We start from the raw sequence: 20369 nt of genomic DNA on the forward strand, positions 1-20369 counted from the left end.
TCACAATCATAAAGTATCCTGCCGTGGTCCGCCATTCCACCGGAACACTCTTTCCTTTTCTTCCTCATTGGTTTTCCTCCTGTTCATCAATAATCCTCTTGATGATTTCATATGGTATCTGTCCCGATTCCGCCATCTCGTGATGCATCCCGCATACTGTCAGTAGGTTGTCATCATCCAGGCGCCGGTCATAGTCTGCCTCTATCGGTATGGCATGATGGACTGAAAGGTTCTCGTAATTATACTGCCTGTCTGTTCTATAAAGATTCCGTATACATATCTGGCATAGGTTCTTGTCCCTTCGCCTGATCTGTTCACGCTTTTCTCTCCAACGCCTGGAGCTGCGGAACTTGTCTATATACGTCAGCTTCTTCTGCCGCGTCGGCTTCTTACCGCAATCATATCGGCTATCATGAATCCGTCCGCAATATTTACACGACTTTAGCATCTATATCATCTCTCCATGTATAATGAATTGAATATAAAAAGCACCCGGCCGCAGCCAAGTGCTCTGTCATCCCGGCGCCCGGGACCTGCAGCTTAAAGTCTATGCACTGCCGACTTGATCCAGCCACCGGGTTTTGATGCCCGGCAGCCGTTAAAAGGAGGGGGAGGTCATCTGTTCTTCATTCCTTCCGCATGATACCATATTAGCACTTCTGCAACGAACATGGCCGAACATTTCTTATTTTTCTTCAAGAAATCTTGTATTCCGCATCCGGCAGCTATCCTCCGTAAATTCTATCCTACGTCGCGGGAATAAATTATTCATTTTCATAGCCACCTTCCACCAAGGGAGCCCGTCTATGTAATACAGCCGGAACATAATGCGTACTTCGCTTTTTTCTATCCCCTCTATGAACTTCTCTGCCTCCGTCATCAGCTCCAGCAGCTCCGCTTCTTTGAATTCCAACAGGGCCTTATTGCGTTCAAGCGCCGTTTTCTTCCGATAATACTCCGGCGCCGGATACCCTGATATCCTGATACTGCCATAAGTCCCGTCTTTCCTGGTCCCTTTCACGGAATCAGACACGATATCCAACTTATCTATTTCCTTTCTCAGCTTCTCGATCCGCCTCCGAATATCCTTTATCTCCTCTTTCATTTCGCAATACTGGACCAGTATTCCTTTGTCCAATGGATTTCTCCTCCCCTCATGTCAAGCTGCTCGTTTCCGGTTATTCCTTACCACCTTTTAATACCGTTTTTATACATTCTTCCACAACAGCGTTTTCCAAATCCAACACCCAGTTATTACAAGCTTCTCCTGTATCTATGTCTACGTTGGGATCAATCATTTCATTTAGCTGCTCCACAATCCGCTCCATAGGCTTGCGGGTGTTCCATGCTTTGACTGCTTCTATTTCTGTTGATTTTCCGTCTGATATCAACCCGCAATGTTCGCATTTTACGGAATATAGCGTACCGCTGCAAAGCATAACTGTTCCCGTTTTTCCGCTGCCGCAGCAGGGGCAATAGATAGGCTTTAATTCTGTATCACTCATCCCAATAAACCTCCTTCAATTCCAATTATCCGGCTTCTCGCACCGTTCAAATTCTATCCGCCATACCCACGGGTTTGCCTCCCATCCGTAGAGGTCAAGGTCGGATTTTTGGATGGTGGAGTCCCATAAATACGATAATGCTTCTTTCGCTGTTTTAGGCATATCTTGCCAAAATGTACCACTGAATAGCTTTCTGTGTTTTTTGTGAAAATCAATCCACCAATCATCAGTAACAGCGTATTTGAACAACTTATCATCTTTTGTATATGCTCTTATTCCTTCTCGTGCGGCCTGTTCATCAGTTATCTCCTGTAACCGCTCCGCCCGGACATCCGTAACCTTGAGCCATATACGGGCGGCTTCTTTCGGCATGTGGATGGATGGGCGCCACTTTACGTACATGTTATCTATTAATCCTTTAGAACAACCTGCTTTATAGAAATATGTATCTCCATTTTTCCACCACGTTTCCCGCACATACATGATATCTAACGGCTGATAGGGTGGATTCATTTGCGAAAGACATTTGCATCCAGATTCAGATTCTTTCATTTCGTACCATTCGTCAATTTGATAGCCAGTGTGATGTTCAACCTTACCTGTCGGTTGCGGTTTAATTACCCGCCTTGTAACCGTCTTTCTCCCGTCCAGTATCGCCCGAACCATGTCGGTGTTGAATAATATCGGTAATACCCTACTCATGCTCCGCGCTCCCTTCTATGGCATCCAAGCACTCATTCCAGCTTGCCGCCGCAATTTCTTTCCCGAGAGATTCTATATTACTCACATTGCCGGATAATTTCTTTCGTTCAGGCAATTCCCGAAGAGGACACCATGCTGCTTTCTCCTCAGAGCTATCATTACCATCAAAGTAATTATCTGCTGGAATACAGTACAATCCGCTTGGGTCAAGATCACCCAGCTTACAATCACCACAACATTCCGGCAGATCCATAACCAATACTGCTTTACTCATTCCTCTTCCTCCTCCAACCATTCCTCTTTGCACCTCTGGCAGTCCCGTTCTTCCCGCAGCCTGTCACATGGCCTTTTATCTTCCGGATACGGGCACCTTATGACTGCTGCCAGATGAGTGTTGTCTTTGTAGCGTATCCTATTTCCGTTTGTCATGGCATCACCCCCGGTATGTCTTCAATGGACATCTGGCCGCCCTTCTTTGCCTCCGCCTGTTTCATTCTCCTGAAATCATTATATTTCTGTCTGTACCTATAGCTATCTCCGAAGATATTCCATGCCGCCTTTACTACATTCGGCTCATAAGGTCTTATCTTCTCCAAATCCTCTACTGCTTTTGATGATATACTGCAACCGCAACAGCCCGTTCTTTTCAGCCCGTATACCTCGTAGGCATCTGAATACCGGATTCCGTACCGCTCTTTGTACCACGCCTTGTCCGCATCCGATACATAATACAGTGGCTTCAGCCGAAACTGCCCGCTGCTTGTTTCCGAGAAGCACATAGTTCCGTTCGCATCTTCGGATTTCGGAACGGAGCGCATACCGCCTTCATCCCGGCGTTCGCCCGTGATGATCATTTCATAGTCTTTCTGGACTTTATGTGCTACCTGCTTTTTACAATAATCACAACACTTTGCACTGATCTTGAAGTCACACGGATTCTCTTTCATAAACTCGTATAAATATTTTGATGAATCTATCACAAGCTGAATGTTCGGTCTCGGTTCCCCGTCCCGATTGCAGCAACACAGGAAATTGATCCCCTGTTCGGATTTTGGATACCGTTCCCGGAGTTCCTGTCTTATCTTCGCTTTATCTTCCGCATTGTCATATTCTTCCCTGATAGAGAATGGAAGTCCTTTCTTCTGTACTGTCTCCATTGCGGCTGATACTATTTTAGACATGAACGGGATACCGTGTTCTCTCGTAGACTGCACGATGTTTTTCTTCGGCCTATATTCCGTTATCTCAACGCCATATTTATCTGCAACTTCTTTCACATGGCGCTTTGTAGCCTCCATTTCAAGCCCGGTATTAAAAAAACAGTATTTTATTTCCGGCAAGCCGAACATTATTCTTGTACGCTCCACCAAATCCAACATAATGTCGCTGTCACTTCCGCCGCTGTACGAACATATCGCATTTGGATGCTCCCGCAATCGCTTCGCTATGATTGACTGAATCGCCTGAAATTTACCCGGTGCATCAAAATCAGCGTAATCTGGGCGATCCGTGTATATCCTTGAATGATACATTGCCTTATTGGTCTTCTTTGTCTTTTTCATCTTTGAAAGGAGCCAGGTACCTTTTGCGCGCGCGGCTCCGGCCTCCTTTCTTAAATCCTACTTATGTTTATTTATCATCCATACGATCCATGCGGCAGTCAGGCTCGCCAACACTCCTATCACATAGTCATATATCATGTGCTTTTCCTTGGTCTGAAGGTCCTTCACATTAAATATGACTGAATTGAAAAATTTTTCTCACTCGCTTGCAGGAAAGTTTTATTGTCTTTCTCTTCTGGCTCTCCCTGGAAAAATATGATCCCACTGTCTTTTAAAGCTCTCCACCCACTCCAGATATTCCACATCGTACCAGTGGTTGTTTATGGTATCGCTGGTGTGCCCGGTCATCTTCGCCACCTGGTACGGGCTGTATCCTTCATTCCGCAGGCGGTGTATCTCTGCTGCCTGGGCGTCAGTGATCGGCCTGCTCATATTTGGTCTCCAAGATTTTGTGTATCTGATCTACGGTATCCTTTCGGCACTGGACCGGCGTCCCGCCCCGCTTGCTTATCTGCATCCTGTATTTCTGGCACACCCAGATATCCCCCGTGTGGCTGATATTTTTGACCGTGGTCCTGTACTGACACTCTCCGCATTTCTTTGGCGACGTTCGGATCCCCCGGCGCCCCATATAGTCATAAAGGCTCCTGTGATCGTACCCCTCTCCCAACATCCCCGCGATATCCTTCGCACCGCATCCAGCCGCCGCACATTCTTCGATAAGGGGACGGTATCGGTCAAACATGCTCCACGTCCTGCTTCTCCTCATGATCTCCTCCTGTTCCGATCAGGTTCTCCCGCTGCAGGCGATAAGTCGTCTGGATCTCCTGCATGACCTTTCCCGGGATCGCCAGATCCTCTTTCCTCCGCCTCTGTTCCGTTTCCCAGGCCATGCGGAAATTTGCCCGTTCCACTTCGATGTTCTCGCTCATACAGATGTTTTTGAACCCAAGCCGTTTTACGATCTTTGCCGCCTCCGGTCCCATCCTCTCCAGCGCCGCCGGCTCATTGTACATCCCATCTCTCCTCACGGCCAGGAGCACTCTGCCCCACGCCTCCGACCAGTCCACATCCGGCCCGGCCAGGATATCCGCGCATCCCCGCCTCAGCTCTGCGATCGTCGGAGGAAAACGGTTCGTGCTGATATGCTTTTTCAGGGCGTTCAGGCATACCCGGTACTCCAGATCGGCAAGCATGGTGTACCAGACATCCTTGCTCTGCTTGTCCGGCATGATATTAGCTGCCGGATAGGCCGCCTTAATGGCCGCCGCTATCGTTGCAAACTCCTGTATCGTCATGACCATCCACCCACTCCTTCATGTCGTCATAAAAAGCTCCGTTCTCTCTCTTGCTCTGCCTCTCCTCGCTCAAGGGAAAAAGCCCTGACCATCCGCTCTCAATGGATTGCTCGATTATGCGGATCTGTCTGTCAGTATCTCCAGGAGCCAGTCTCTCAAGCTTTTTTAAGGCCAGTTCTACCGCTTTGTCCGTCATAGGCCTCTTCAGTTTCTTGCGATGCCTTATGTAATCCTGGAATACCGCGTTCAGACGCGCGTCTTCCGAATAGGATTCGGATTCCGATTCGGATTTGGATTCGGATTGGATTACGGGAACATCTGCTTGCGCCTGACTGCAATTGATATCAGATGATATCGGGTGCCCGTCATCCGGTTTCGGATACTTACTCTTGTGTGCGCGGATCTGCTGATGGCGCTCCCATGCTGTCAGCTGGAGGAAGGGTTTCCTGTCGACTTCGTACAGGGTCACCATCCCAAGAGCGGAAAGTCTATGGAGGGCCTTTTCAATCTCGCTGTTCCGCATATCTTTCAGCGGAAAACAAGTTCCTTTTATGATCGCTATCCTTCCGTCAAAACGTCCGTAATCATCGCAGCTCACTATGAGCCGATAAAACAAGACCTCTTCAAACCAGGTCAGATCATTGATACTGTCGCTTGTGCGGATGGATTCTTTTATGATCCTGTTCGGCATCCCAGCTCCTTTCCGGACTGCCATTCCCGGTATAGCTCTATCCAGTCCTCCAGGCGCATCGTCACCAGCCATCCATGATCGTTCTTCCGGTGAAAGACTGTTGGCAGATCATAGTCAAACGGTAAGGACTCTGCATCACTGTCCCGTACCGCCTGGTCTACCGCACCCTGCAGGTCCAACCGTTCCACCCTCTTGCATTCGATATGGATCCCCGGGAGCCCGACTACATCCGCATCACCATTTGCCCCGGAAAACTGCTGTCCTCTTCGACACGGATATCCATAATCCCGGAGGATCCCGGCGAGTTCGCGCTCTCCGCGCTTCCCCTTCTCTCGTTCTGCTTTTCCCATTCCCGTCTCCGCCTTTCATATGCACGCTTCATCCTGCTATCCTTGTACATGATATCCTTTGCCCTGCTGGCATCGCTCCTCATGTAAGCCCGGTATTCAAACGCCTCGGCAGGGATATAATGTCTTAGCCGGTAATACCGTCCTCTGGCACTTATGATACAATCACCTTTTTTGTTCGCCTGATTGATCAAGTCCCTCAGCCGTCTGTCCGCATATTTATTGCTGGGGCGCGAAACGCCGCCCTCATATCCATAGGAGATACGTTCAAAATGATCTCGTGCCCTCATCCTGCCTCCTTTCCCTCCGGGGAGGGCCCCGGAGGTCTTAACCGGCTTACTTTGGTTACTGTGTGTGACAAAACGTGACAATAGTTCTATGACAACATGACCAGACAGGTCATGGAGCCGTCAGATAATTCTTTCCGTACCTCGCAAGGAATCCTTCCCTGCTCCCGTACTCTCTTTCCCATGCCTCCTGCGCTATCTCATGCAGGTATCTGGCTGTATCTGCGTTCTGATGGGCGGAAAAGGGACCGTCCCGGTGGCAGCGGCATCCGCACAGGTAAACAAATAGTCCATCCTCCTCCGATTTCCAGCGGTTGGATGCCCCGAACGCATGATGCTTTTCCAGCGGGTCTCCGTTTCCGTTCCTCTCGCATAAAAAACAGCTGTGTTCATCCGTCTGAAGGATGCTTCTTTTCATATGCTGTCATCATCCTCTCGATCTCATCCGGCGTGATGGTCTCGATCCCGGCCTCTCTGCACTCCGAGACAAGGCCCTCTATCAGCCTGGACATCTCCTTTGTATCATAGGTGCTGGAGCCCCGCATCATGACATAGGTCCGGTATGCCTCTCCTTTTTCCCCGATCTTCACTTCTGATGTCGGCTTGATGTGGTAGGTCTCCGCCTCCAGGGCCTTATCCTCTGCCTCCTCCGTGTCCGGAAGCACCAGATAGATCAGCTTACCGTCTATATCCTCCAGCTGACCGTACCGGCGGAGGAGGCAGTTGTGCATACATGGATTGGATACGCCCAACGCATCCGCCAGCTTTGTCACCAGGGTCCAGTAATAAGCGTTCGCGTCAAGGCTGCGTTTCTCCCGGTATCTTTTTACTTCGATCCGCAGCCGGTGTCCCGCGAATGGTCCCATCTCTTTTGCGGCCTTCGCGGGGGCCTCGATCTCAAAGCGGACCGTTGCCCTCCCTGTCATGACATCCTGCGTGATCCCGTCAAATCTTCCCACCATTCGGATCACCTCCTATCGGAATGGAAGACCAAAGGTTTCTTCCTCCGGTATCTCATCCGGGATGACTTCCTTCGGTGCCGGCGGAGGCGTATCTTTATCCGGCTTCCGGGAGAGCTTGTCCATCGCGTCCTTGTAATCTTTCAGCGTCATCTCGTGGATATCAGCCACTCCGTATTTATCCAGCAGGCTCTTTTTTCCCACGCCGGTGCGTTTGAGCTGCAGGTACAGACTATTCACCATTGCAGGCGTCAGCCCTTCCTTTTTTTCCTCTTTTGCGGGCATCAGCTCTTCCCTTTTTTTCTCTTTTGCGTCATACTTTGTCTTGTCGTTTCCCCAATAGACATCCGCCCCGATACCCAGCTGCTTACAGGCGACCGATATCGCATCGGTTGTCGCCATCTTATAACATTCATCCGACACGTTGATACCTGCTCTCTCTTTTTTGGCGAACATGCTGCCGCCTGTACCGAAGATCGGCTTTGACCATTCCTCGCCTTGCTTTATGTATAGTAAGATCTCAACAAATGCCGCTGCCTCTTCTCCGCAGCGTTCCATCCACCGGTCCTTGATCTCGTAGTACCATCCGATCCCGCACGGGCCGAACTGTTCTGTCAGCACTTTGATCCGCCACATGGGATTGATATCGGTAAATCCGTTTATCCTGCCGCCCTTGATCTCTTTCTTTGCTTCCTCTGGTACCGTGCGGACTTTATTATATAAGGTCAGATGATCCATCCTGCCCTCCTATCGGATCCGGAGGGATTCCCCCCTCGGTTCCAGATGTGCCCAGGTGATGGACACGCCGTCCTCCAGTGTCTTTCTCACCGCATCCTTGTCCACGACTGGCGGCTGAGGGACCATGTAAGCGTCCGGTACTGCCTCAGGATCGTCGATCACGATCGGCTGTTTCCCTCCGTTCTTCTGGATGCCAAAAGAAAACAACAGGGTCTTGAATTTGATCTTTCCGGTGGATTTCATGGCAAGATACAGCTGACCTTTTAGCCACTTCTCCCTATTTTCAAGGGTTGTCCTTCGGGCTCTCAGGCGATCTTCCTCTTCTTTCAGCGCCCTGGCGTCAGCCGACAGACGCTGCATGACTTTGGCATATCCGTCCGCTTTTTCTTCTATCTCCCCTTCCAAGCCCTCCAACGTGTCCAAGAGAGTCTCCTCATCGTAATCCTCGTCATAAAGGCAATCCAGCAAATGATTATATTGTTCCGTTAAGGTATGTAAGGTATCGTTCATCTTGTCCTCCTATCTGCCGGCCGTCCGGCTCCCCGTATAGTTCCATCCGCAAAGCTGCCGCATCCCTGGTCCTTTTCCTGCTCTCTGCTCTGCATTCCTCACAGGTCTCCCCCTCTTCCGGGTCCAGGTAGCAGCCGCATTGATCACATCGGTATTGATACATCTTGACTTTTCCTTTCGTATCCCCCATAATGGGGGTAGGTTATTTTTTTATCGGCCCCTTAGCAGTTCCCGCTGCTGGGGGCTTTTTTCATTGTTTCCGTCCCTTTCCGGAATGATTCCATTTCCATGCGGCACCTCTTATATTCCTGGCGGTCTATTGTGTGCGCCAGGACCAGCCCCTGTAGAAAACCCTCGGTCATCGCATAAAGATAAGCTATAGTCTCCAGGTCTTTTGCCTTCTGGATATCTTTTTTTGTCCGGAATAACAACTTCCGTACCTGCTCCCTTGCCTGCGCTTCCATCGGTCTCACCTCCTCCATTCCTGCTGCCGTGTAAAATATGTACCATCTCAAAGTCTCCCAGATTCCTTTTTTATCAGGTTCTGCCGATACCGTTCAAAGCCTTCTGTATCAAACACGATCGTACTGTGTGGCTTTGTTGGATTAATCTTGTGGGCAAAATCCTGGCCGCGGCTCCGGTATGCTGTCATCAGGCACTCTTCCGGGAATCCCATTGCCTGTAGCTCTGTCTTTTTCATGATCGGTTTTGGATATTTAAGCATTTCATACACCTCCTTGCTGTCCATAATCACAATTATAATTTCAATATTTGCATTACTAAACTAATCAGGGATATTATCAGTGCCATGACACTAATAGATGTGACAGCAATCTGTATGTACTTTCTTCTTCGTATAATTTTTCTCCCATAGTCTTCTGCTGCTTTTTCTTCCCTTGCTAACATATCTTGATTATTTTTAGGTTCCATAGCGCCCACCTTCTTACCCTGTCTTTTTTATACCCTTTCTCTTTAGTTAATTTCTTGGTAAACTTTTGCCGCTGCTTATTCCATATAATTCATTTGGTTCAACTTCAAGTGCATTAGCAATTTTGATAACATCAATGTCAGTAATAAGTCTCCTGCCGTTGAGCATATTACTAAAAACCTTGTCATTGTATCCAGCTTTTTTTCCTATTGCACCTTGCGCATAACATTTTCTCTTTATAATTGCCTTAATATTTTCTGCGGTCACTGATCTCACAATGAATCCTCCTTTCATGCTCGTATAAGATTCTTGAACTTGCTTATATTTTAATATAAGTTTCTTTTACTGTCAATACTAAATTCTCAAATTTCTTGAACTTTTTTCTTGACAGTTTATAATCTTACGGGTAATATATAGATATAGAAATGGAGAACAACATGGGAATAGGAAAAAGAATAAAAGAAGCCAGAAATGCCTTAAGCTTAACTCAGGAAGAGCTCGCAAAAAAATTAGGCATAACAAAAGGTGCTGTTGCAAATTATGAAAACGAAACCAGCCATCCTAAAGAGCCAATTATGTATAAACTATTTGAAGTATTAAATGTGGATGCAAATTATTTATTTCAAGATGTCGTTAAAATTCCCGAGAAATTAAATGATATAACCTTTTCAGAATTTGACATTATAAAAAAATATCGTAGCCTTGACGATATCGGCAAAAATCACATTGATGAAGTGTTAAAATGGGAATCGGATAGAATTAAAAGAGACTCTGAGAAAGACCGTATTATTTTAGAATTACAGAAAGATGATACCATAGAGGCGAATAATCATATTATTCCCTATTATCCTTATCTGGCTTCTGCCGGATCAGGACAAATCATATTTGAGTCCTCTCCTCCATCACACTACATTGAGCTTCCTGATCTTCCGAAGTATAAGAACGTAAGCTATGCAATCGGTGTTAATGGGGATTCTATGGAACCAAAATTCCATTTTGGAAATATCCTTTTAATTGAATCCATAAGTCAAATAAGTATCGGGGAAATAGGAATATTCCTGGTCGACGGAGAAACTTTTGTAAAAAAATTAGGAAATGGTGAGCTTGTCCCCTTAAATAAAAAGCACAAGGCAATTCCATTGACCGAAAGTAGTCAGTGCTTAGGGCGTGTACTCGGGATACTTGACGAAGATGATATTGTAGACGACGAACCTTATATAATAAACGGCGTTGGTTTTGCTGCTGAAAAAGGCATGGGCAAAGATAATGACGATCAGCGTAGACTAGCAGATATCTTGAGCAAAAAATTATTAGAAAAATATAGTACACGTAAAGATGAAAAACCAAGATAAAATTAAGAAAAAGGCTTATCAGCTTTTAATAAAACAAAAATGTAGCAGTTTTCCAATCAGATCTCTTCAAATGGCCGCTGATTTACACTACCACCTGGAAACATATACGGAAGCAGAAAAACAATATGGTGATGGAGGAGTTACTCGACGCTGGATGTATCATTGTTTTGGTAATGCTTTTGTAGTCAACATTTGTGGAATATACAATATTTTTTACAATGAATATGCCGGACTATTTAATGTAAATTGGACTATCATGCACGAAATAGCGCACATACGTTTGGGACATGTGAAATGGGATGGACAATTTATTGGAGAAAGTTACGTAGATAAATTTAAGTATTCCGAAAAAGAACAAGCTGCTGAATATTTTACCAGTATTGCATTATGTCCTGATACTGTGCTGGATGCCATGCACCGAATAGATAACGTCGAACATACTGCGCTAATATGTTACGTCCCAAGAGACAAGGCCAAACAAAAGGTGGATTATTTTGCAGATACTGCCGAAACCAGAATGATGTTTAGCAGCAAAAATAGCCGGTCAGAAAATCGCCTTTTGTCACAGTATTCAGATTTCATAAATACATACGGAAAACGGGTGGAGATTGCAGAAGAAATCTATATTGATTTTTCCAGACTTTCAAAAGTGGGAGCTTAATGGATGTGTATAATTCGCAATGCGGTTATATATGAGATGAAAAAATTATTTGATATAGGAGGATATGAGGATGAAAAAAGGAGTTATTATTATTTTTCTTGCATTAACTATGATAATTTTGTTTGGCTCTTGTGGCAAATCAAAGGATACGAATGCCGATGACGACTCTCTGGTCTTGAACATCACTATTGCTAAAAAAGCGGCTGAAAAATTCAAACAAACTGATTTAGACTTCTCAAATGATAAGGACGATTATACTCTTCGGGATTTAGGCAATGACGTTCAGGATATTGTTGCAATTGCTCATGACAAAAGCGGAAATGACATTAGATTTAGGGTGGCATACTCTTTTAATGACGATTCAAAAAAACAATATACATATCACTTTATAGAACGAGATTCTGATGTCCTATATGATGACAAAACTTTAGATTAAAATCTTAACAATATAAAACCGGCCCCTGCGCCAACAGAGACCGGCAAGCATACAATCCGAAGATGGTACGCCCTAATCAATCATATTGTATCATCTTCGGGGCAGCCACGCAAGCGAAATAATAGTCGCTGGCTGTTATTTTTATACCCAAAAAAGGAGGAAGATACAATGGCAACGAGAAAGTACAAACCAGGTAAAGATGGGACCTATTCCGCAAAGGTCTGGGATGGGACCTACAACGCTGACGGGAGTAAGCACCGCATCAATCTACGGTCTAAAAAATCAAGCGGGGACCTGGAAAGAAAGGTCAATGAATTCCGGCGCCTGGTAGCCGAGGGCCTGAATCTAGTCAGGACCACTTACACATTCGGGGAATACGCCCAGCACTGGCTTGATACCTATAAAAGCATCTGCGCGCCAAATACACGGAACATGTATCGAAACATCATAGACAAGCATCTTTACGAGATCGCGGACTACCAGCTTACAGACATCCGGAGGTCTCATTACCAGTTTGTTATCAATGAAGCTGCCAATATGCCACGGACCTGCCAACAGTTAGTCCTTACCTTCCGACAGATCATAAAAGCGGCTATGTCGGATAAATACCTCCCGTCCACATCCATTATGGATATCTGTGACGGCGTGACTGTTCCTAATTACCGGGCGTCCGAAAAAAGGCCGCTGACCAAGGCCGAAAAGGAAGCGATCTTAAAGGCAGATTTCACAGACCGGGAAAAGGCATTTGTGTTCATCATATACGGCTGCGGGCTCCGCCGTGGGGAAGCGCTGGCACTTGATCCTGTAGACATCAATTTTAAGGCCCATAGCATCGCCGTAAACAAGTCTTTGGCTTTTGATGGTAATGATTATTATATCAAGTCCACAAAAAGCGAGAATGGGGAACGTATCGTCCCGATGCCGGCCTACCTATCCGCATACCTTGCGACGTACATCAAAAATCTTAAGGCCCCCTGGTTATTCGCAAGACGGGACGGCGGGAGAATGACAAAATCCGCCTATGACAAAATGTGGGCTTCCATCGTCCGAGAATTAAATAAAGCTGCCGGAGGCACAGACAGCATAAAAGTGATCCATGATCTGACCGCCCATGTGTTCCGGCACAATTACTGCACCAGCTTATGCTATCAGGTCCCGGATATCAGCTTAAAGCGGATTGCAGCTTTGATGGGCGATACCCTGCAGATGGTGATGACAGTCTACAATCATTTGATGGAGGAGCAGCAAGATATCAAAAAAACCGTGGAAAAAGCACTGGATATCTGTGGATAAAATGGGGGACAAAAATGAGACATGTTGATCAAAAAAGGCCCAAATGAGACACAAAAGAGACATTTAAAAACATCATTTTCCGCTAAAACCGTCCAAACAAAAAATAGCGAAAACCCTCGTAAAATAAGGATTTTCCGCTATTATAAAGTCCTGAGCCACTGGGGATTCGAACCCCAGACAACTTGATTAAAAGTCAAGTGCTCTACCACCTGAGCTAGTGGCCCGTATGAAAAAACCAGATGTACAGCATCAGACTGTATCTGCACTGGGCTAGCTGGATTCGAACCAGCGAGTGCAGGAGTCAAAGTCCTGTGCCTTACCGCTTGGCGATAGCCCATCATTTTGCTGTTAATGATGTGCACGGCACTTGGCCATACATAAGAGGGTGGATACAGGGACTCGAACCCTGGGTCTTCAGAGCCACAATCTGACGCGTTAACCAACTACGCTATACCCACCATATAAAATTTTTCATCTGTCCGGCGCTGCGGCAATGGATGAACGTGCCTGTAGGGATTCGAACCCTAGACCCACGGCTTAGAAGGCCGTTGCTCTATCCAACTGAGCTACAGACACAGGAAAAGCGGGTGATGGGAATCGAACCCACGTATCTAGCTTGGAAGGCTAGTGTTCTACCATTGAACTACACCCGCGCATGGCGTCTGATTCAAACTGATTCAACTCGACGCAAGAAACATTATATCGTAGGGACCGTTTCTTGTCAACCATTATTTTCAGAAACTGAGCAAATCATAAATAATTGATTGTATAATGCGCCACGCCTTCCCGGTCCAGCTCCATCATGATATAAGAAGGCCTCCGTCCCTCCTGCCGGGGATAGGAGAGACTGCCCGGATTTATCAGAGTCACGGCGCCGCCCTGATCTATAACCGGCCTGTGAGTATGCCCGAACATCGCAATCTGCATCCCTCTTTCCCTAGTCTCCTCCCGAAGCCGTTCCAGTGTAAAAGATACATTATAAAAGTGTCCGTGAGTCAGCAGTACATGATAGCTGCCAATCTCTATTTCTTTTTCCCTCGGCAGGCTGGAAAAAAAGTCATTGTTTCCTGCGATGATCTCCAAATGACATCCTGCGATCTCCCGGATATAGTCCTCGCTGCCCTCCGCGTCTCCCAGATGAATCAGCATGTCCGGTTTTCCAACCTTCGCCAGGACTTTACACAGGTTTCCATTCTGCCTATGGGTGTCACTCACTACCAATATCCTCATTGAGAATCCCCCAGGTATTCCGTCAGCTTTCCTTTCATCGCCCGCAGGGCCTTACCTCTGTGGCTGATCTCATTTTTCTCTTCCGCAGTCAGCTGCGCCGTCGACTTCTTTCTTTCCGGCAGGTAGAAGATCGGATCATATCCAAAACCGCCGTCTCCGACTATTTCATATCCAATCTGTCCCTCAATGGTCCCTCTCGTCGTCAATACACTTCCATCCGGCAGAGCCGCAGCGATGGCACAGACGAATCTGGCGCTCCGTTCCTCTCCCTCCGCGTCTTTCAGTTTATCAATGATCGCCTGATTCTTGATGTCATAAGAAGTGTCTTCTCCCATATACCGGGCGGAATAAATGCCGGGAGCGCCGCCCAGAAAATCCACTTCGAGGCCGGAATCATCGGCCAGAACGATTCCTCCCGCCATTTTCTGAATAACAGTCGCCTTGATGCAGGCGTTTTCCTCAAAAGATTTTCCATCCTCCACAATATCCGCCTGAATCCCGGCTTCCTTCATGGAAAGAATTTCCATTCCCAGATCCGCCAGGATCATCCGTACCTCTTTCATCTTCCCTTCATTTGAAGTGGCAAAAATTATCCTATGTGCGTCCATAGTTCCTCCATTTCTTCTACCTGGCGCTCGTATAAGCTTTCAGACAGATATTGCTGTCCTGCTCCTTCTCTGTATTCGCCCAGTTGCGCCCATCGGCGCTGATATATCCTTCCCCGTCGCTCAAATCTACATACGTCATAATCTCACTGCTGTCATCCTGGTATTCGATGGCCACCGGATGAACTGCTTCCGGAGTCCTGATACGCACTGCCATGGCAAAACGCTCTCCCGATTTTACATCCACCGGTCGTTTCAGATCGACCGTATAATAACCGGCTTGTTCAAATCTCCCGGAAGCCACAGATTCATTCAAAACCAGTTTTCCATTTTCCGGAGCGCCGCGCAAAACATACACTTCATATTCCGTATCGGCCCCCGTAGCATAGAAACCGGCGGCTTCAATCCTCTCGTCGCTTCTTGCTCTATAAACATTCGCGAAATACGCTTCCTCATCACCATAGCCCAGCTGGCCAAGCCAGCCGCACAGATCTGCCTGATAAATATTTTCATAGTTATCCGGAGGAGCTATCCCTGTATAGGCCAGGCTGTGTATCCCAATATTGGTATCTGCATAGGAAACATAAAACAACCCGCCGTCTCCGAACTCCGTACCCCAGCTGTTCATACAAAGAAACGCTCCGTCCATTCCTGGGTCTTGATTGAAGTTTTCCCTGGAATAAGAGTCATCCCAGCCCACGATCACGATATCATGATTGGAAATCTGATTCCCTGTATAATAATAGGAGTATGTATCCTCGTTATAGTATTCGGACTGGCTGCTTTCATCCTCAAGCGCCGTAAACAGGGAAGTCTGTACGCCGCCGTGAAAATAGACCGCCTGTTTTATTCCGGCATAGTCTTTATTATCAAGAAGCTGGATCTCCTGTACATGCTTAACTGGCTCCAGTCCATCGGGAGATTCTCCGTCTCCATACGGATCGTCTTCTTCCAATACGGGGCCCTGCCAAGCCAGCAGGTAAGCCATGGACATGGTGTAATCTCCTCCCATGTCCTGGGACATTCCAAAGCTGTTTTGCAGAGAAATATGATCCTCGCTGAAATCAAAGGATTCCTGCGGAAGCAAAGAGGACTCCAGCGCTATCATTGTGGCGAAAGCCCAGCATGTTCCCAGTTCCCCCTGACTTCCGGCGGCCGGGCACCGGCCGTGCTCCCGATAATCATATCTGGATGGCACTGCTGCCGCGTTCACTCTGGCCTGAGTCGTTTTCTCTGTTTCTTCCGTACGCGGCACAGACGGCAGTTCTTCGCTTTCAGGTTCTGTCTCCTTTCGTGTTTCCGCAGACTCTTCTGTCTGCTGTATATCCAAAGCCGGCCATGGCACCGCGCATCCTGTCAGTGCCACGGACAAAACGCAGACAGAAAGCAGTCTGCATATCCATTTATATTTTAATTTCAATTTTATTCTCCAGACTCAGCCGGCCTGTTCCGCCTGGGCGGTTTCGGCCCAAGGAACTGATAAAAATATGTCTTCATCATCCCATTATATATCTTCCTGTTTTTATCCGCCTTTTTCCCAATATATTTCTCTGCGTCCCCATAAGCCGTTATGATATAGGCCGACCAAGAATCCAGCAGAGAAATCCTCTCGCCGATCGTACGGTAAAGACCGGGGAGACTTTCTTTTTCTTCCATTCTCTCTCCGTATGGAGGATTCGTGATCAAAAAACCATATTTTTTAGGATGGCTCAGTGATGCCACATCCCTCTGCTGAAAGTGGATCAGATGATCCACTCCTGCCAACTGGGCGTTCTCTCTGGCCGCTTTAATAATTTCCCCATCTATGTCATATCCCTGAATATCGGTTTCCACAGTCAGATCCACGGCCTCCCTGGCTTCCTCCCTGGCGCTTGTCCACTCCTGCTTTTGAATCAGATTCTCCCATTCTTCCGCGCAAAAGGTCCTGTTAAGGCCGGGAGCGATATGTGCCGCCATAAGAGCAGCTTCTATGGGGAATGTGCCGCATCCGCAAAAAGGATCCACCAGGATTCTGTCTTTCTTCCACGGGGTCAAAAGAATCAGGGATGCTGCCAGCGTCTCCGTAATCGGGGCCTTGCTGGCAAGCTTCCTATATCCGCGTTTGTGAAGAGAATCTCCGCTGGTATCCAAAGTGACCGTGACCACATCCTTCATCAAAAACACACGAATGGGATAGGCGGCCCCGCTTTCTCCAAACCAATTTATATGATAGGTAGCCTTAAGCCGTTCCACAATCGCCTTTTTCACAAGGGACTGGATATCGGACGGGCTAAACAGCTTACTCTTGATGGAAGTGGCCTTTGTGACCCAGAATTTTCCATTTACGGGAATATACTCCTCCCATGGAAGCTTCTTTGTCTCATCAAACAGCTCTTCAAAGGTGAACGCCCGGAAGCTTCCCACTTTGAGAAGTACTCTTTCGGCCGTCCTTAAGCCGATATTGGCCCGGCAGACGGCTTCCGCATCTCCGATAAAAGTCACACGGCCATCTTCCACCTGACTGATTTCATATCCCAGATCAATAATCTCTTTTTTCAAGACAGATTCCAGGCCAAAGTGACACGGGGCGATCAATTCATAAGTCTTCATACGGTACTCCTCTGTATGGGTCGTGTGCCCAAAATTCATAGTACCATTTTAAAGCCTTCCCCGTCTGCTGTCAATGCTCAAATCCGCCTACTGCCGCTTTGACACGATAGCCTTTTTCCATCAGTTCTTTACCCGCCAGCATCGCCGTGCCGCCTCTTTCGCAATAAAGCAGCAGCAGTTTTTGCCGGGGGAGCATAGAGCGTGCTTCCTCCAAATACTCATATGGTATATTCCATGCTCCGTCTACGTGCCCTTCACGGAACTGTTCTCCGCTTCGAAGATCTATAATTATACAATTTCTGTCATTTTTATACTTTTCTATTTCACGAAAAGCTATCGTTTCTAGCTCTTTCATCTTTTTTCACCATATTTTACTTTCTCCCCATCCTACAATATAAGATATTCCATTTTTCCCAAAATGACACTCGCAAACTATGTATGGATGCCCGAGGGCATCCAGGTTCTTAGTAGTCAGAGTTCCTCTGGCTGCAGTTCTGAGAATTGTTCTGAGAGCTGTTTCTCTGAGAGCTGTTCTGAGAGCTGTTTCTCTGAGAGCTATTCTGAGAGCTGTTTCTCTGAGAATTGTTCTGGGAATTGTTCTGAGAATTGTTCTTCTGGCTGTTGTTCTGGCTGTTCTGAGAATTGTTCTGGTTGTTGTTCTGAGAACTGTTCTGAGAGCAATTTTCCTGGTTATTGGAATAATTTTTGGTATTTGCCATGGTGACATCCCTCCTAAAATAAATTTATCTTGCGTACTTAGTATCTCTTGATTTTGAGTTTTTATGCTTTTTAGGCTAGAAATTTCTTGACTTTTTTATAGGCGCTTATTATAATCGAACTAGGAATGATGATTTTCCTTCAAATCATTTTCCTGATTCAACCCCTTATTAATTATTTATACTCCCCTCAAAGAGAAAACCATTGCTCCCCTTTGGTTTTCTCTTTCTTTTTTATTTTTTAATCTTTCTGAATTTTTTATGAGCATACTTGATTTATTTGTCAAAATATGAGATTCTAATGATAACGCGTATAAGGCAGACTGAATTATTGCTGCCGTTATTGTATATAGAAAGGAATGACATGACAAAAGCCGAGTTTTTAGATACCTTGAGAAAAGCTCTTAACGGCCAGGTATCTCCTGGCGTGATTGCAGAGAATCTCAACTATTATGATTCTTATATTTCAGGCGAAACCCGCAAAGGCCGAAGCGAACAGGACATATTGGACGAGCTGGGCGACCCGAGGCTAATCGCCAGGACTATTATAGATGCCGAAGGCGGACCGTCTTCCTACGAATCGGGCCGCGGTCCCAGCTATGACAGCTATGGTTATTCCTACAGCGATCCTGATGTCTCTGACAGCGATATTTTAGAAAAGGAGACTCGCAGCACTTTCCATCAGAAAAGCTTCCACGTTAATAAATGGGTCGTTTTTGGAATTCTGTTCCTGGTTTTATTTATTATCCTGAGTGTTCTCTTTTTCATGTTTAAGACCATATTTAAGCTTTTGTTTTCTTTCCATGGAATCTGGTTTTGGATCATCATACTGATTATCATCTTTTCCTTATCTAAGCGAAAGTGACCAGTATGAATCTCGTAAGAAAGGACAAGTTATGAAGGCAGTGATTCAGCGTGTTTCGGACGCTTCTGTCACCGTAGAAGGTGAAATCGTCGGACAGATTGGAAAAGGCTATCTCGTGCTGCTGGGAGTAGGACAGGAAGACAGCCGTGCAGATGTGGACAGAATTGTAAAAAAAATGATTAATCTTCGGATCTTCTCCGATGAAAACGGCAAGATCAATTTATCTCTTCTGGATGTGCAGGGTTCTCTCCTCGTCGTATCTCAGTTCACTTTGTATGCGGACTGCCGTCACGGCAACAGACCCGGCTTCACTCTCGCGGCAAAGCCGGAACTGGCATGTGAACTGTATGAATATTTCATAGCCAAATGCCGTGAAACCGTATCCCTTGTGGCCCACGGCACCTTCGGCGCCCACATGGACGTATCCCTCACCAATGACGGGCCGTTCACCATCATTCTGGAATAAACACAGCGACAGCCGACAGGTTGTCGCTTTTTTCATCCATTCTTCTCCCAATGCGCGCCAGCATATAAGAAAGCCATGTCTTTGGCGTACCCGATTTTAAAAGATCTGTCAGCATTTCCTGCCGCTCAGTCTGTCTGTCCCGTATGACCCGGTTTGTCTCTTCCAAAAAACTGCGGAGGTTCGCCTCGGTAATCTGAGGGGACTCCCGAAATCCTGTCTCCGTTTTTTCATAAAAGATCGTATCTTCATTATATTTCCGGCTCCCCTGAAAGGAGCATCCTGACGCCCTAGCTCTCATGCCCATATTCCCCGTTTAGTTCCTCACCTCAAACACCTCATGCCCCATATAAAACCGCTGGCCGCTCTGTAAAAGCACTTGTTCCCCGGGATTTATACATTTTCCGTCTCCCGTGCGGCCACCGTCAGAAGTACATTGGACAGATCATAGATGACCGCCCACACCACATGGCCGCCCGGAGGCAGCACACCCCGCAGCACGACTGTAGCCGTGCCATAGACTTCGCCTCCCACAGCCGCATGGTCAAACGCGTAGCCCAGAGATTCTGTGGCGGAGAACCCTGCTCCTACGGCGCTGCCGATCAATATGCCTTTCAAAATATACTTTTTAT

General features: G+C 46.8%; 36 protein-coding genes and 5 tRNA genes. 6 read left to right on the forward strand and 35 right to left on the reverse strand.

What is annotated here, in order from left to right:
* Nucleotides 1–64 precede the first annotated feature (64 nt).
* From H9Q78_RS05470 to H9Q78_RS05575, 22 genes are all read right to left on the reverse strand, one after another.
* Nucleotides 65–448, reverse strand: a complete 384-nt coding sequence (locus H9Q78_RS05470; RefSeq protein WP_249304127.1) for an HNH endonuclease — start codon at nt 446–448, stop codon at nt 65–67.
* A gap of 237 nt (nt 449–685) precedes the next feature.
* Complete coding sequence (locus H9Q78_RS05475; RefSeq protein ID WP_249304128.1) at nt 686–1138, reverse strand: hypothetical protein; 453 nt, start codon at nt 1136–1138, stop codon at nt 686–688.
* 40 nt (nt 1139–1178) lie between these two features.
* Nucleotides 1179–1505, reverse strand: a complete 327-nt coding sequence (locus H9Q78_RS05480; RefSeq protein WP_249304129.1) for a Lar family restriction alleviation protein — start codon at nt 1503–1505, stop codon at nt 1179–1181.
* Between the two features lie 15 nt (nt 1506–1520).
* Nucleotides 1521–2207 carry a hypothetical protein gene (locus H9Q78_RS05485; protein WP_249304131.1) on the reverse strand — a complete coding sequence of 229 codons (687 nt, stop codon included), beginning with the start codon at nt 2205–2207 and terminating at the stop codon, nt 1521–1523.
* Entirely contained in the window at nt 2200–2481 is a 282-nt protein-coding gene (locus H9Q78_RS05490; protein WP_249304132.1) for a hypothetical protein, read from the reverse strand. The genes H9Q78_RS05485 and H9Q78_RS05490 overlap by 8 nt, the downstream gene beginning before the upstream one ends.
* On the reverse strand, nt 2478–2636 hold the full coding sequence (locus H9Q78_RS05495; RefSeq protein ID WP_249304134.1) for a hypothetical protein: 159 nt from the start codon (nt 2634–2636) through the stop codon (nt 2478–2480). The genes H9Q78_RS05490 and H9Q78_RS05495 overlap by 4 nt, the downstream gene beginning before the upstream one ends.
* Nucleotides 2633–3769: a phosphoadenosine phosphosulfate reductase domain-containing protein gene (locus H9Q78_RS05500; protein WP_330595270.1), complete on the reverse strand. Its 1137-nt coding sequence runs from the start codon at nt 3767–3769 to the stop codon at nt 2633–2635. The genes H9Q78_RS05495 and H9Q78_RS05500 overlap by 4 nt, the downstream gene beginning before the upstream one ends.
* A 219-nt stretch (nt 3770–3988) precedes the next feature.
* Nucleotides 3989–4201, reverse strand: coding sequence for a hypothetical protein (locus H9Q78_RS05505; RefSeq protein WP_249304137.1), 213 nt, complete (start codon nt 4199–4201; stop codon nt 3989–3991).
* Nucleotides 4182–4538: a hypothetical protein gene (locus tag H9Q78_RS05510; protein ID WP_249304138.1), complete on the reverse strand. Its 357-nt coding sequence runs from the start codon at nt 4536–4538 to the stop codon at nt 4182–4184. The genes H9Q78_RS05505 and H9Q78_RS05510 overlap by 20 nt, the downstream gene beginning before the upstream one ends.
* Entirely contained in the window at nt 4507–5073 is a 567-nt protein-coding gene (locus H9Q78_RS05515) for a replicative helicase loader/inhibitor (RefSeq protein WP_249304140.1), read from the reverse strand. Before H9Q78_RS05515 ends, H9Q78_RS05510 begins: the two co-directional genes overlap by 32 nt.
* On the reverse strand, nt 5027–5758 hold the full coding sequence (locus tag H9Q78_RS05520; protein WP_249304142.1) for a hypothetical protein: 732 nt from the start codon (nt 5756–5758) through the stop codon (nt 5027–5029). The genes H9Q78_RS05515 and H9Q78_RS05520 overlap by 47 nt, the downstream gene beginning before the upstream one ends.
* On the reverse strand, nt 5740–5946 hold the full coding sequence (locus H9Q78_RS05525) for a hypothetical protein (protein WP_330595271.1): 207 nt from the start codon (nt 5944–5946) through the stop codon (nt 5740–5742). Before H9Q78_RS05525 ends, H9Q78_RS05520 begins: the two co-directional genes overlap by 19 nt.
* Nucleotides 5947–5981: 35 nt before the next feature.
* Nucleotides 5982–6395, reverse strand: coding sequence for a hypothetical protein (locus H9Q78_RS05530; protein ID WP_249304858.1), 414 nt, complete (start codon nt 6393–6395; stop codon nt 5982–5984).
* Nucleotides 6396–6504: 109 nt separating this feature from the next.
* Nucleotides 6505–6810: a hypothetical protein gene (locus H9Q78_RS05535; RefSeq protein ID WP_249304144.1), complete on the reverse strand. Its 306-nt coding sequence runs from the start codon at nt 6808–6810 to the stop codon at nt 6505–6507.
* Complete coding sequence (locus H9Q78_RS05540; RefSeq protein WP_249304146.1) at nt 6782–7354, reverse strand: hypothetical protein; 573 nt, start codon at nt 7352–7354, stop codon at nt 6782–6784. The genes H9Q78_RS05535 and H9Q78_RS05540 overlap by 29 nt, the downstream gene beginning before the upstream one ends.
* A gap of 12 nt (nt 7355–7366) precedes the next feature.
* Complete coding sequence (locus tag H9Q78_RS05545) at nt 7367–8089, reverse strand: hypothetical protein (RefSeq protein WP_249304147.1); 723 nt, start codon at nt 8087–8089, stop codon at nt 7367–7369.
* 9 nt (nt 8090–8098) lie between these two features.
* Nucleotides 8099–8599, reverse strand: a complete 501-nt coding sequence (locus tag H9Q78_RS05550) for a siphovirus Gp157 family protein (RefSeq protein WP_249304149.1) — start codon at nt 8597–8599, stop codon at nt 8099–8101.
* The gene (locus H9Q78_RS05555; RefSeq protein ID WP_147597200.1) at nt 8562–8762 is read right to left on the reverse strand and encodes a hypothetical protein; all 201 of its coding nucleotides are present in this window, start codon (nt 8760–8762) and stop codon (nt 8562–8564) included. Before H9Q78_RS05555 ends, H9Q78_RS05550 begins: the two co-directional genes overlap by 38 nt.
* A 58-nt stretch (nt 8763–8820) precedes the next feature.
* Nucleotides 8821–9063 carry a hypothetical protein gene (locus H9Q78_RS05560; RefSeq protein WP_249304152.1) on the reverse strand — a complete coding sequence of 81 codons (243 nt, stop codon included), beginning with the start codon at nt 9061–9063 and terminating at the stop codon, nt 8821–8823.
* 47 nt (nt 9064–9110) lie between these two features.
* Entirely contained in the window at nt 9111–9323 is a 213-nt protein-coding gene (locus H9Q78_RS05565) for a hypothetical protein (RefSeq protein WP_249304153.1), read from the reverse strand.
* 32 nt (nt 9324–9355) lie between these two features.
* Nucleotides 9356–9529 (reverse strand): hypothetical protein, encoded by a 174-nt coding sequence (locus H9Q78_RS05570; RefSeq protein WP_249304155.1) that lies wholly within the window; start codon nt 9527–9529, stop codon nt 9356–9358.
* Nucleotides 9530–9575: 46 nt separating this feature from the next.
* Nucleotides 9576–9803: a helix-turn-helix domain-containing protein gene (locus tag H9Q78_RS05575; protein WP_249304157.1), complete on the reverse strand. Its 228-nt coding sequence runs from the start codon at nt 9801–9803 to the stop codon at nt 9576–9578.
* 161 nt (nt 9804–9964) lie between these two features.
* Between H9Q78_RS05575 and H9Q78_RS05580 the strand changes: the two genes are divergently transcribed.
* From H9Q78_RS05580 to H9Q78_RS05595, 4 genes are all read left to right on the forward strand, one after another.
* Nucleotides 9965–10879: a helix-turn-helix domain-containing protein gene (locus H9Q78_RS05580; RefSeq protein WP_249304159.1), complete on the forward strand. Its 915-nt coding sequence runs from the start codon at nt 9965–9967 to the stop codon at nt 10877–10879.
* Entirely contained in the window at nt 10863–11540 is a 678-nt protein-coding gene (locus H9Q78_RS05585) for an ImmA/IrrE family metallo-endopeptidase (RefSeq protein ID WP_249304161.1), read from the forward strand. Before H9Q78_RS05580 ends, H9Q78_RS05585 begins: the two co-directional genes overlap by 17 nt.
* A gap of 70 nt (nt 11541–11610) precedes the next feature.
* Nucleotides 11611–11976: a hypothetical protein gene (locus H9Q78_RS05590; protein WP_249304163.1), complete on the forward strand. Its 366-nt coding sequence runs from the start codon at nt 11611–11613 to the stop codon at nt 11974–11976.
* A 168-nt stretch (nt 11977–12144) separates the two neighbouring features.
* Nucleotides 12145–13269 (forward strand): tyrosine-type recombinase/integrase, encoded by a 1125-nt coding sequence (locus H9Q78_RS05595; RefSeq protein ID WP_249304165.1) that lies wholly within the window; start codon nt 12145–12147, stop codon nt 13267–13269.
* Nucleotides 13270–13420: 151 nt separating this feature from the next.
* Here the strand turns inward: H9Q78_RS05595 and H9Q78_RS05600 are convergent.
* The 11 genes from H9Q78_RS05600 to H9Q78_RS05650 form a co-directional block, all read right to left on the reverse strand.
* Nucleotides 13421–13493 (reverse strand) — tRNA-Lys (locus tag H9Q78_RS05600).
* A 41-nt stretch (nt 13494–13534) separates the two neighbouring features.
* A tRNA-Gln gene (locus H9Q78_RS05605) sits at nt 13535–13606 on the reverse strand.
* Nucleotides 13607–13653: 47 nt separating this feature from the next.
* Nucleotides 13654–13727 (reverse strand) — tRNA-His (locus H9Q78_RS05610).
* 44 nt (nt 13728–13771) lie between these two features.
* Nucleotides 13772–13845 (reverse strand) — tRNA-Arg (locus H9Q78_RS05615).
* Between the two features lie 6 nt (nt 13846–13851).
* A tRNA-Gly gene (locus H9Q78_RS05620) sits at nt 13852–13922 on the reverse strand.
* Nucleotides 13923–14019: 97 nt separating this feature from the next.
* On the reverse strand, nt 14020–14499 hold the full coding sequence (locus H9Q78_RS05625; protein WP_249304167.1) for a metallophosphoesterase family protein: 480 nt from the start codon (nt 14497–14499) through the stop codon (nt 14020–14022).
* Nucleotides 14496–15107 carry an XTP/dITP diphosphatase gene (locus H9Q78_RS05630; protein WP_147596800.1) on the reverse strand — a complete coding sequence of 204 codons (612 nt, stop codon included), beginning with the start codon at nt 15105–15107 and terminating at the stop codon, nt 14496–14498. The genes H9Q78_RS05625 and H9Q78_RS05630 overlap by 4 nt, the downstream gene beginning before the upstream one ends.
* 16 nt (nt 15108–15123) lie before the next feature.
* On the reverse strand, nt 15124–16524 hold the full coding sequence (locus tag H9Q78_RS05635) for a lectin like domain-containing protein (RefSeq protein ID WP_249304169.1): 1401 nt from the start codon (nt 16522–16524) through the stop codon (nt 15124–15126).
* A 2-nt stretch (nt 16525–16526) separates the two neighbouring features.
* Nucleotides 16527–17693 carry a THUMP domain-containing class I SAM-dependent RNA methyltransferase gene (locus tag H9Q78_RS05640; RefSeq protein ID WP_249304170.1) on the reverse strand — a complete coding sequence of 389 codons (1167 nt, stop codon included), beginning with the start codon at nt 17691–17693 and terminating at the stop codon, nt 16527–16529.
* A 70-nt stretch (nt 17694–17763) separates the two neighbouring features.
* Nucleotides 17764–18048 (reverse strand): rhodanese-like domain-containing protein, encoded by a 285-nt coding sequence (locus H9Q78_RS05645; RefSeq protein ID WP_249304171.1) that lies wholly within the window; start codon nt 18046–18048, stop codon nt 17764–17766.
* 109 nt (nt 18049–18157) lie between these two features.
* Nucleotides 18158–18412 carry a hypothetical protein gene (locus H9Q78_RS05650; protein WP_249304173.1) on the reverse strand — a complete coding sequence of 85 codons (255 nt, stop codon included), beginning with the start codon at nt 18410–18412 and terminating at the stop codon, nt 18158–18160.
* A 361-nt stretch (nt 18413–18773) separates the two neighbouring features.
* On the opposite strand from H9Q78_RS05650, the gene H9Q78_RS05655 reads away from it, so the two are divergent.
* Entirely contained in the window at nt 18774–19274 is a 501-nt protein-coding gene (locus H9Q78_RS05655; RefSeq protein WP_249304174.1) for a DUF1700 domain-containing protein, read from the forward strand.
* Between the two features lie 31 nt (nt 19275–19305).
* Nucleotides 19306–19740 carry a D-aminoacyl-tRNA deacylase gene (gene dtd, locus H9Q78_RS05660; RefSeq protein WP_249304176.1) on the forward strand — a complete coding sequence of 145 codons (435 nt, stop codon included), beginning with the start codon at nt 19306–19308 and terminating at the stop codon, nt 19738–19740.
* On the opposite strand, the gene H9Q78_RS05665 is transcribed toward dtd, so the two are convergent.
* Both H9Q78_RS05665 and H9Q78_RS05670 read right to left on the reverse strand, forming a co-directional pair.
* Entirely contained in the window at nt 19727–20038 is a 312-nt protein-coding gene (locus H9Q78_RS05665) for a hypothetical protein (protein ID WP_249304178.1), read from the reverse strand. The genes dtd and H9Q78_RS05665 overlap by 14 nt on opposite strands.
* 92 nt (nt 20039–20130) lie before the next feature.
* The gene (locus H9Q78_RS05670; protein ID WP_249304180.1) at nt 20131–20355 is read right to left on the reverse strand and encodes a PrsW family glutamic-type intramembrane protease; all 225 of its coding nucleotides are present in this window, start codon (nt 20353–20355) and stop codon (nt 20131–20133) included.
* Nucleotides 20356–20369: the final 14 nt, after the last annotated feature.

The organism is Qiania dongpingensis (assembly GCF_014337195.1).
In the GTDB taxonomy this organism is placed as follows: Bacteria; Bacillota; Clostridia; order Lachnospirales; family Lachnospiraceae; genus Lientehia; species Lientehia dongpingensis.

Coding starts and splice junctions, on each gene's coding strand:
- H9Q78_RS05495 (WP_249304134.1), bottom strand. CDS start 2,636: ATGACAAACGGAAATAGGATACGCTACAAAGACAACACTCATCTGGCA.
- H9Q78_RS05625 (WP_249304167.1), bottom strand. CDS start 14,499: ATGAGGATATTGGTAGTGAGTGACACCCATAGGCAGAATGGAAACCTG.
- H9Q78_RS05630 (WP_147596800.1), bottom strand. CDS start 15,107: ATGGACGCACATAGGATAATTTTTGCCACTTCAAATGAAGGGAAGATG.
- H9Q78_RS05480 (WP_249304129.1), bottom strand. CDS start 1,505: ATGAGTGATACAGAATTAAAGCCTATCTATTGCCCCTGCTGCGGCAGC.
- H9Q78_RS05590 (WP_249304163.1), top strand. CDS start 11,611: ATGAAAAAAGGAGTTATTATTATTTTTCTTGCATTAACTATGATAATT.
- H9Q78_RS05515 (WP_249304140.1), bottom strand. CDS start 5,073: ATGGTCATGACGATACAGGAGTTTGCAACGATAGCGGCGGCCATTAAG.
- H9Q78_RS05555 (WP_147597200.1), bottom strand. CDS start 8,762: ATGTATCAATACCGATGTGATCAATGCGGCTGCTACCTGGACCCGGAA.
- H9Q78_RS05560 (WP_249304152.1), bottom strand. CDS start 9,063: ATGGAAGCGCAGGCAAGGGAGCAGGTACGGAAGTTGTTATTCCGGACA.
- dtd (WP_249304176.1), top strand. CDS start 19,306: ATGAAGGCAGTGATTCAGCGTGTTTCGGACGCTTCTGTCACCGTAGAA.
- H9Q78_RS05650 (WP_249304173.1), bottom strand. CDS start 18,412: ATGGCAAATACCAAAAATTATTCCAATAACCAGGAAAATTGCTCTCAG.
- H9Q78_RS05540 (WP_249304146.1), bottom strand. CDS start 7,354: ATGGTGGGAAGATTTGACGGGATCACGCAGGATGTCATGACAGGGAGG.
- H9Q78_RS05545 (WP_249304147.1), bottom strand. CDS start 8,089: ATGGATCATCTGACCTTATATAATAAAGTCCGCACGGTACCAGAGGAA.
- H9Q78_RS05500 (WP_330595270.1), bottom strand. CDS start 3,769: ATGAAAAAGACAAAGAAGACCAATAAGGCAATGTATCATTCAAGGATA.
- H9Q78_RS05585 (WP_249304161.1), top strand. CDS start 10,863: ATGAAAAACCAAGATAAAATTAAGAAAAAGGCTTATCAGCTTTTAATA.
- H9Q78_RS05520 (WP_249304142.1), bottom strand. CDS start 5,758: ATGCCGAACAGGATCATAAAAGAATCCATCCGCACAAGCGACAGTATC.
- H9Q78_RS05655 (WP_249304174.1), top strand. CDS start 18,774: ATGACAAAAGCCGAGTTTTTAGATACCTTGAGAAAAGCTCTTAACGGC.
- H9Q78_RS05550 (WP_249304149.1), bottom strand. CDS start 8,599: ATGAACGATACCTTACATACCTTAACGGAACAATATAATCATTTGCTG.
- H9Q78_RS05490 (WP_249304132.1), bottom strand. CDS start 2,481: ATGAGTAAAGCAGTATTGGTTATGGATCTGCCGGAATGTTGTGGTGAT.
- H9Q78_RS05565 (WP_249304153.1), bottom strand. CDS start 9,323: ATGCTTAAATATCCAAAACCGATCATGAAAAAGACAGAGCTACAGGCA.
- H9Q78_RS05535 (WP_249304144.1), bottom strand. CDS start 6,810: ATGAAAAGAAGCATCCTTCAGACGGATGAACACAGCTGTTTTTTATGC.
- H9Q78_RS05595 (WP_249304165.1), top strand. CDS start 12,145: ATGGCAACGAGAAAGTACAAACCAGGTAAAGATGGGACCTATTCCGCA.
- H9Q78_RS05530 (WP_249304858.1), bottom strand. CDS start 6,395: ATGAGGGCACGAGATCATTTTGAACGTATCTCCTATGGATATGAGGGC.
- H9Q78_RS05570 (WP_249304155.1), bottom strand. CDS start 9,529: ATGGAACCTAAAAATAATCAAGATATGTTAGCAAGGGAAGAAAAAGCA.
- H9Q78_RS05470 (WP_249304127.1), bottom strand. CDS start 448: ATGCTAAAGTCGTGTAAATATTGCGGACGGATTCATGATAGCCGATAT.
- H9Q78_RS05640 (WP_249304170.1), bottom strand. CDS start 17,693: ATGAAGACTTATGAATTGATCGCCCCGTGTCACTTTGGCCTGGAATCT.
- H9Q78_RS05645 (WP_249304171.1), bottom strand. CDS start 18,048: ATGAAAGAGCTAGAAACGATAGCTTTTCGTGAAATAGAAAAGTATAAA.
- H9Q78_RS05505 (WP_249304137.1), bottom strand. CDS start 4,201: ATGAGCAGGCCGATCACTGACGCCCAGGCAGCAGAGATACACCGCCTG.
- H9Q78_RS05485 (WP_249304131.1), bottom strand. CDS start 2,207: ATGAGTAGGGTATTACCGATATTATTCAACACCGACATGGTTCGGGCG.
- H9Q78_RS05665 (WP_249304178.1), bottom strand. CDS start 20,038: ATGAGAGCTAGGGCGTCAGGATGCTCCTTTCAGGGGAGCCGGAAATAT.
- H9Q78_RS05510 (WP_249304138.1), bottom strand. CDS start 4,538: ATGAGGAGAAGCAGGACGTGGAGCATGTTTGACCGATACCGTCCCCTT.
- H9Q78_RS05580 (WP_249304159.1), top strand. CDS start 9,965: ATGGGAATAGGAAAAAGAATAAAAGAAGCCAGAAATGCCTTAAGCTTA.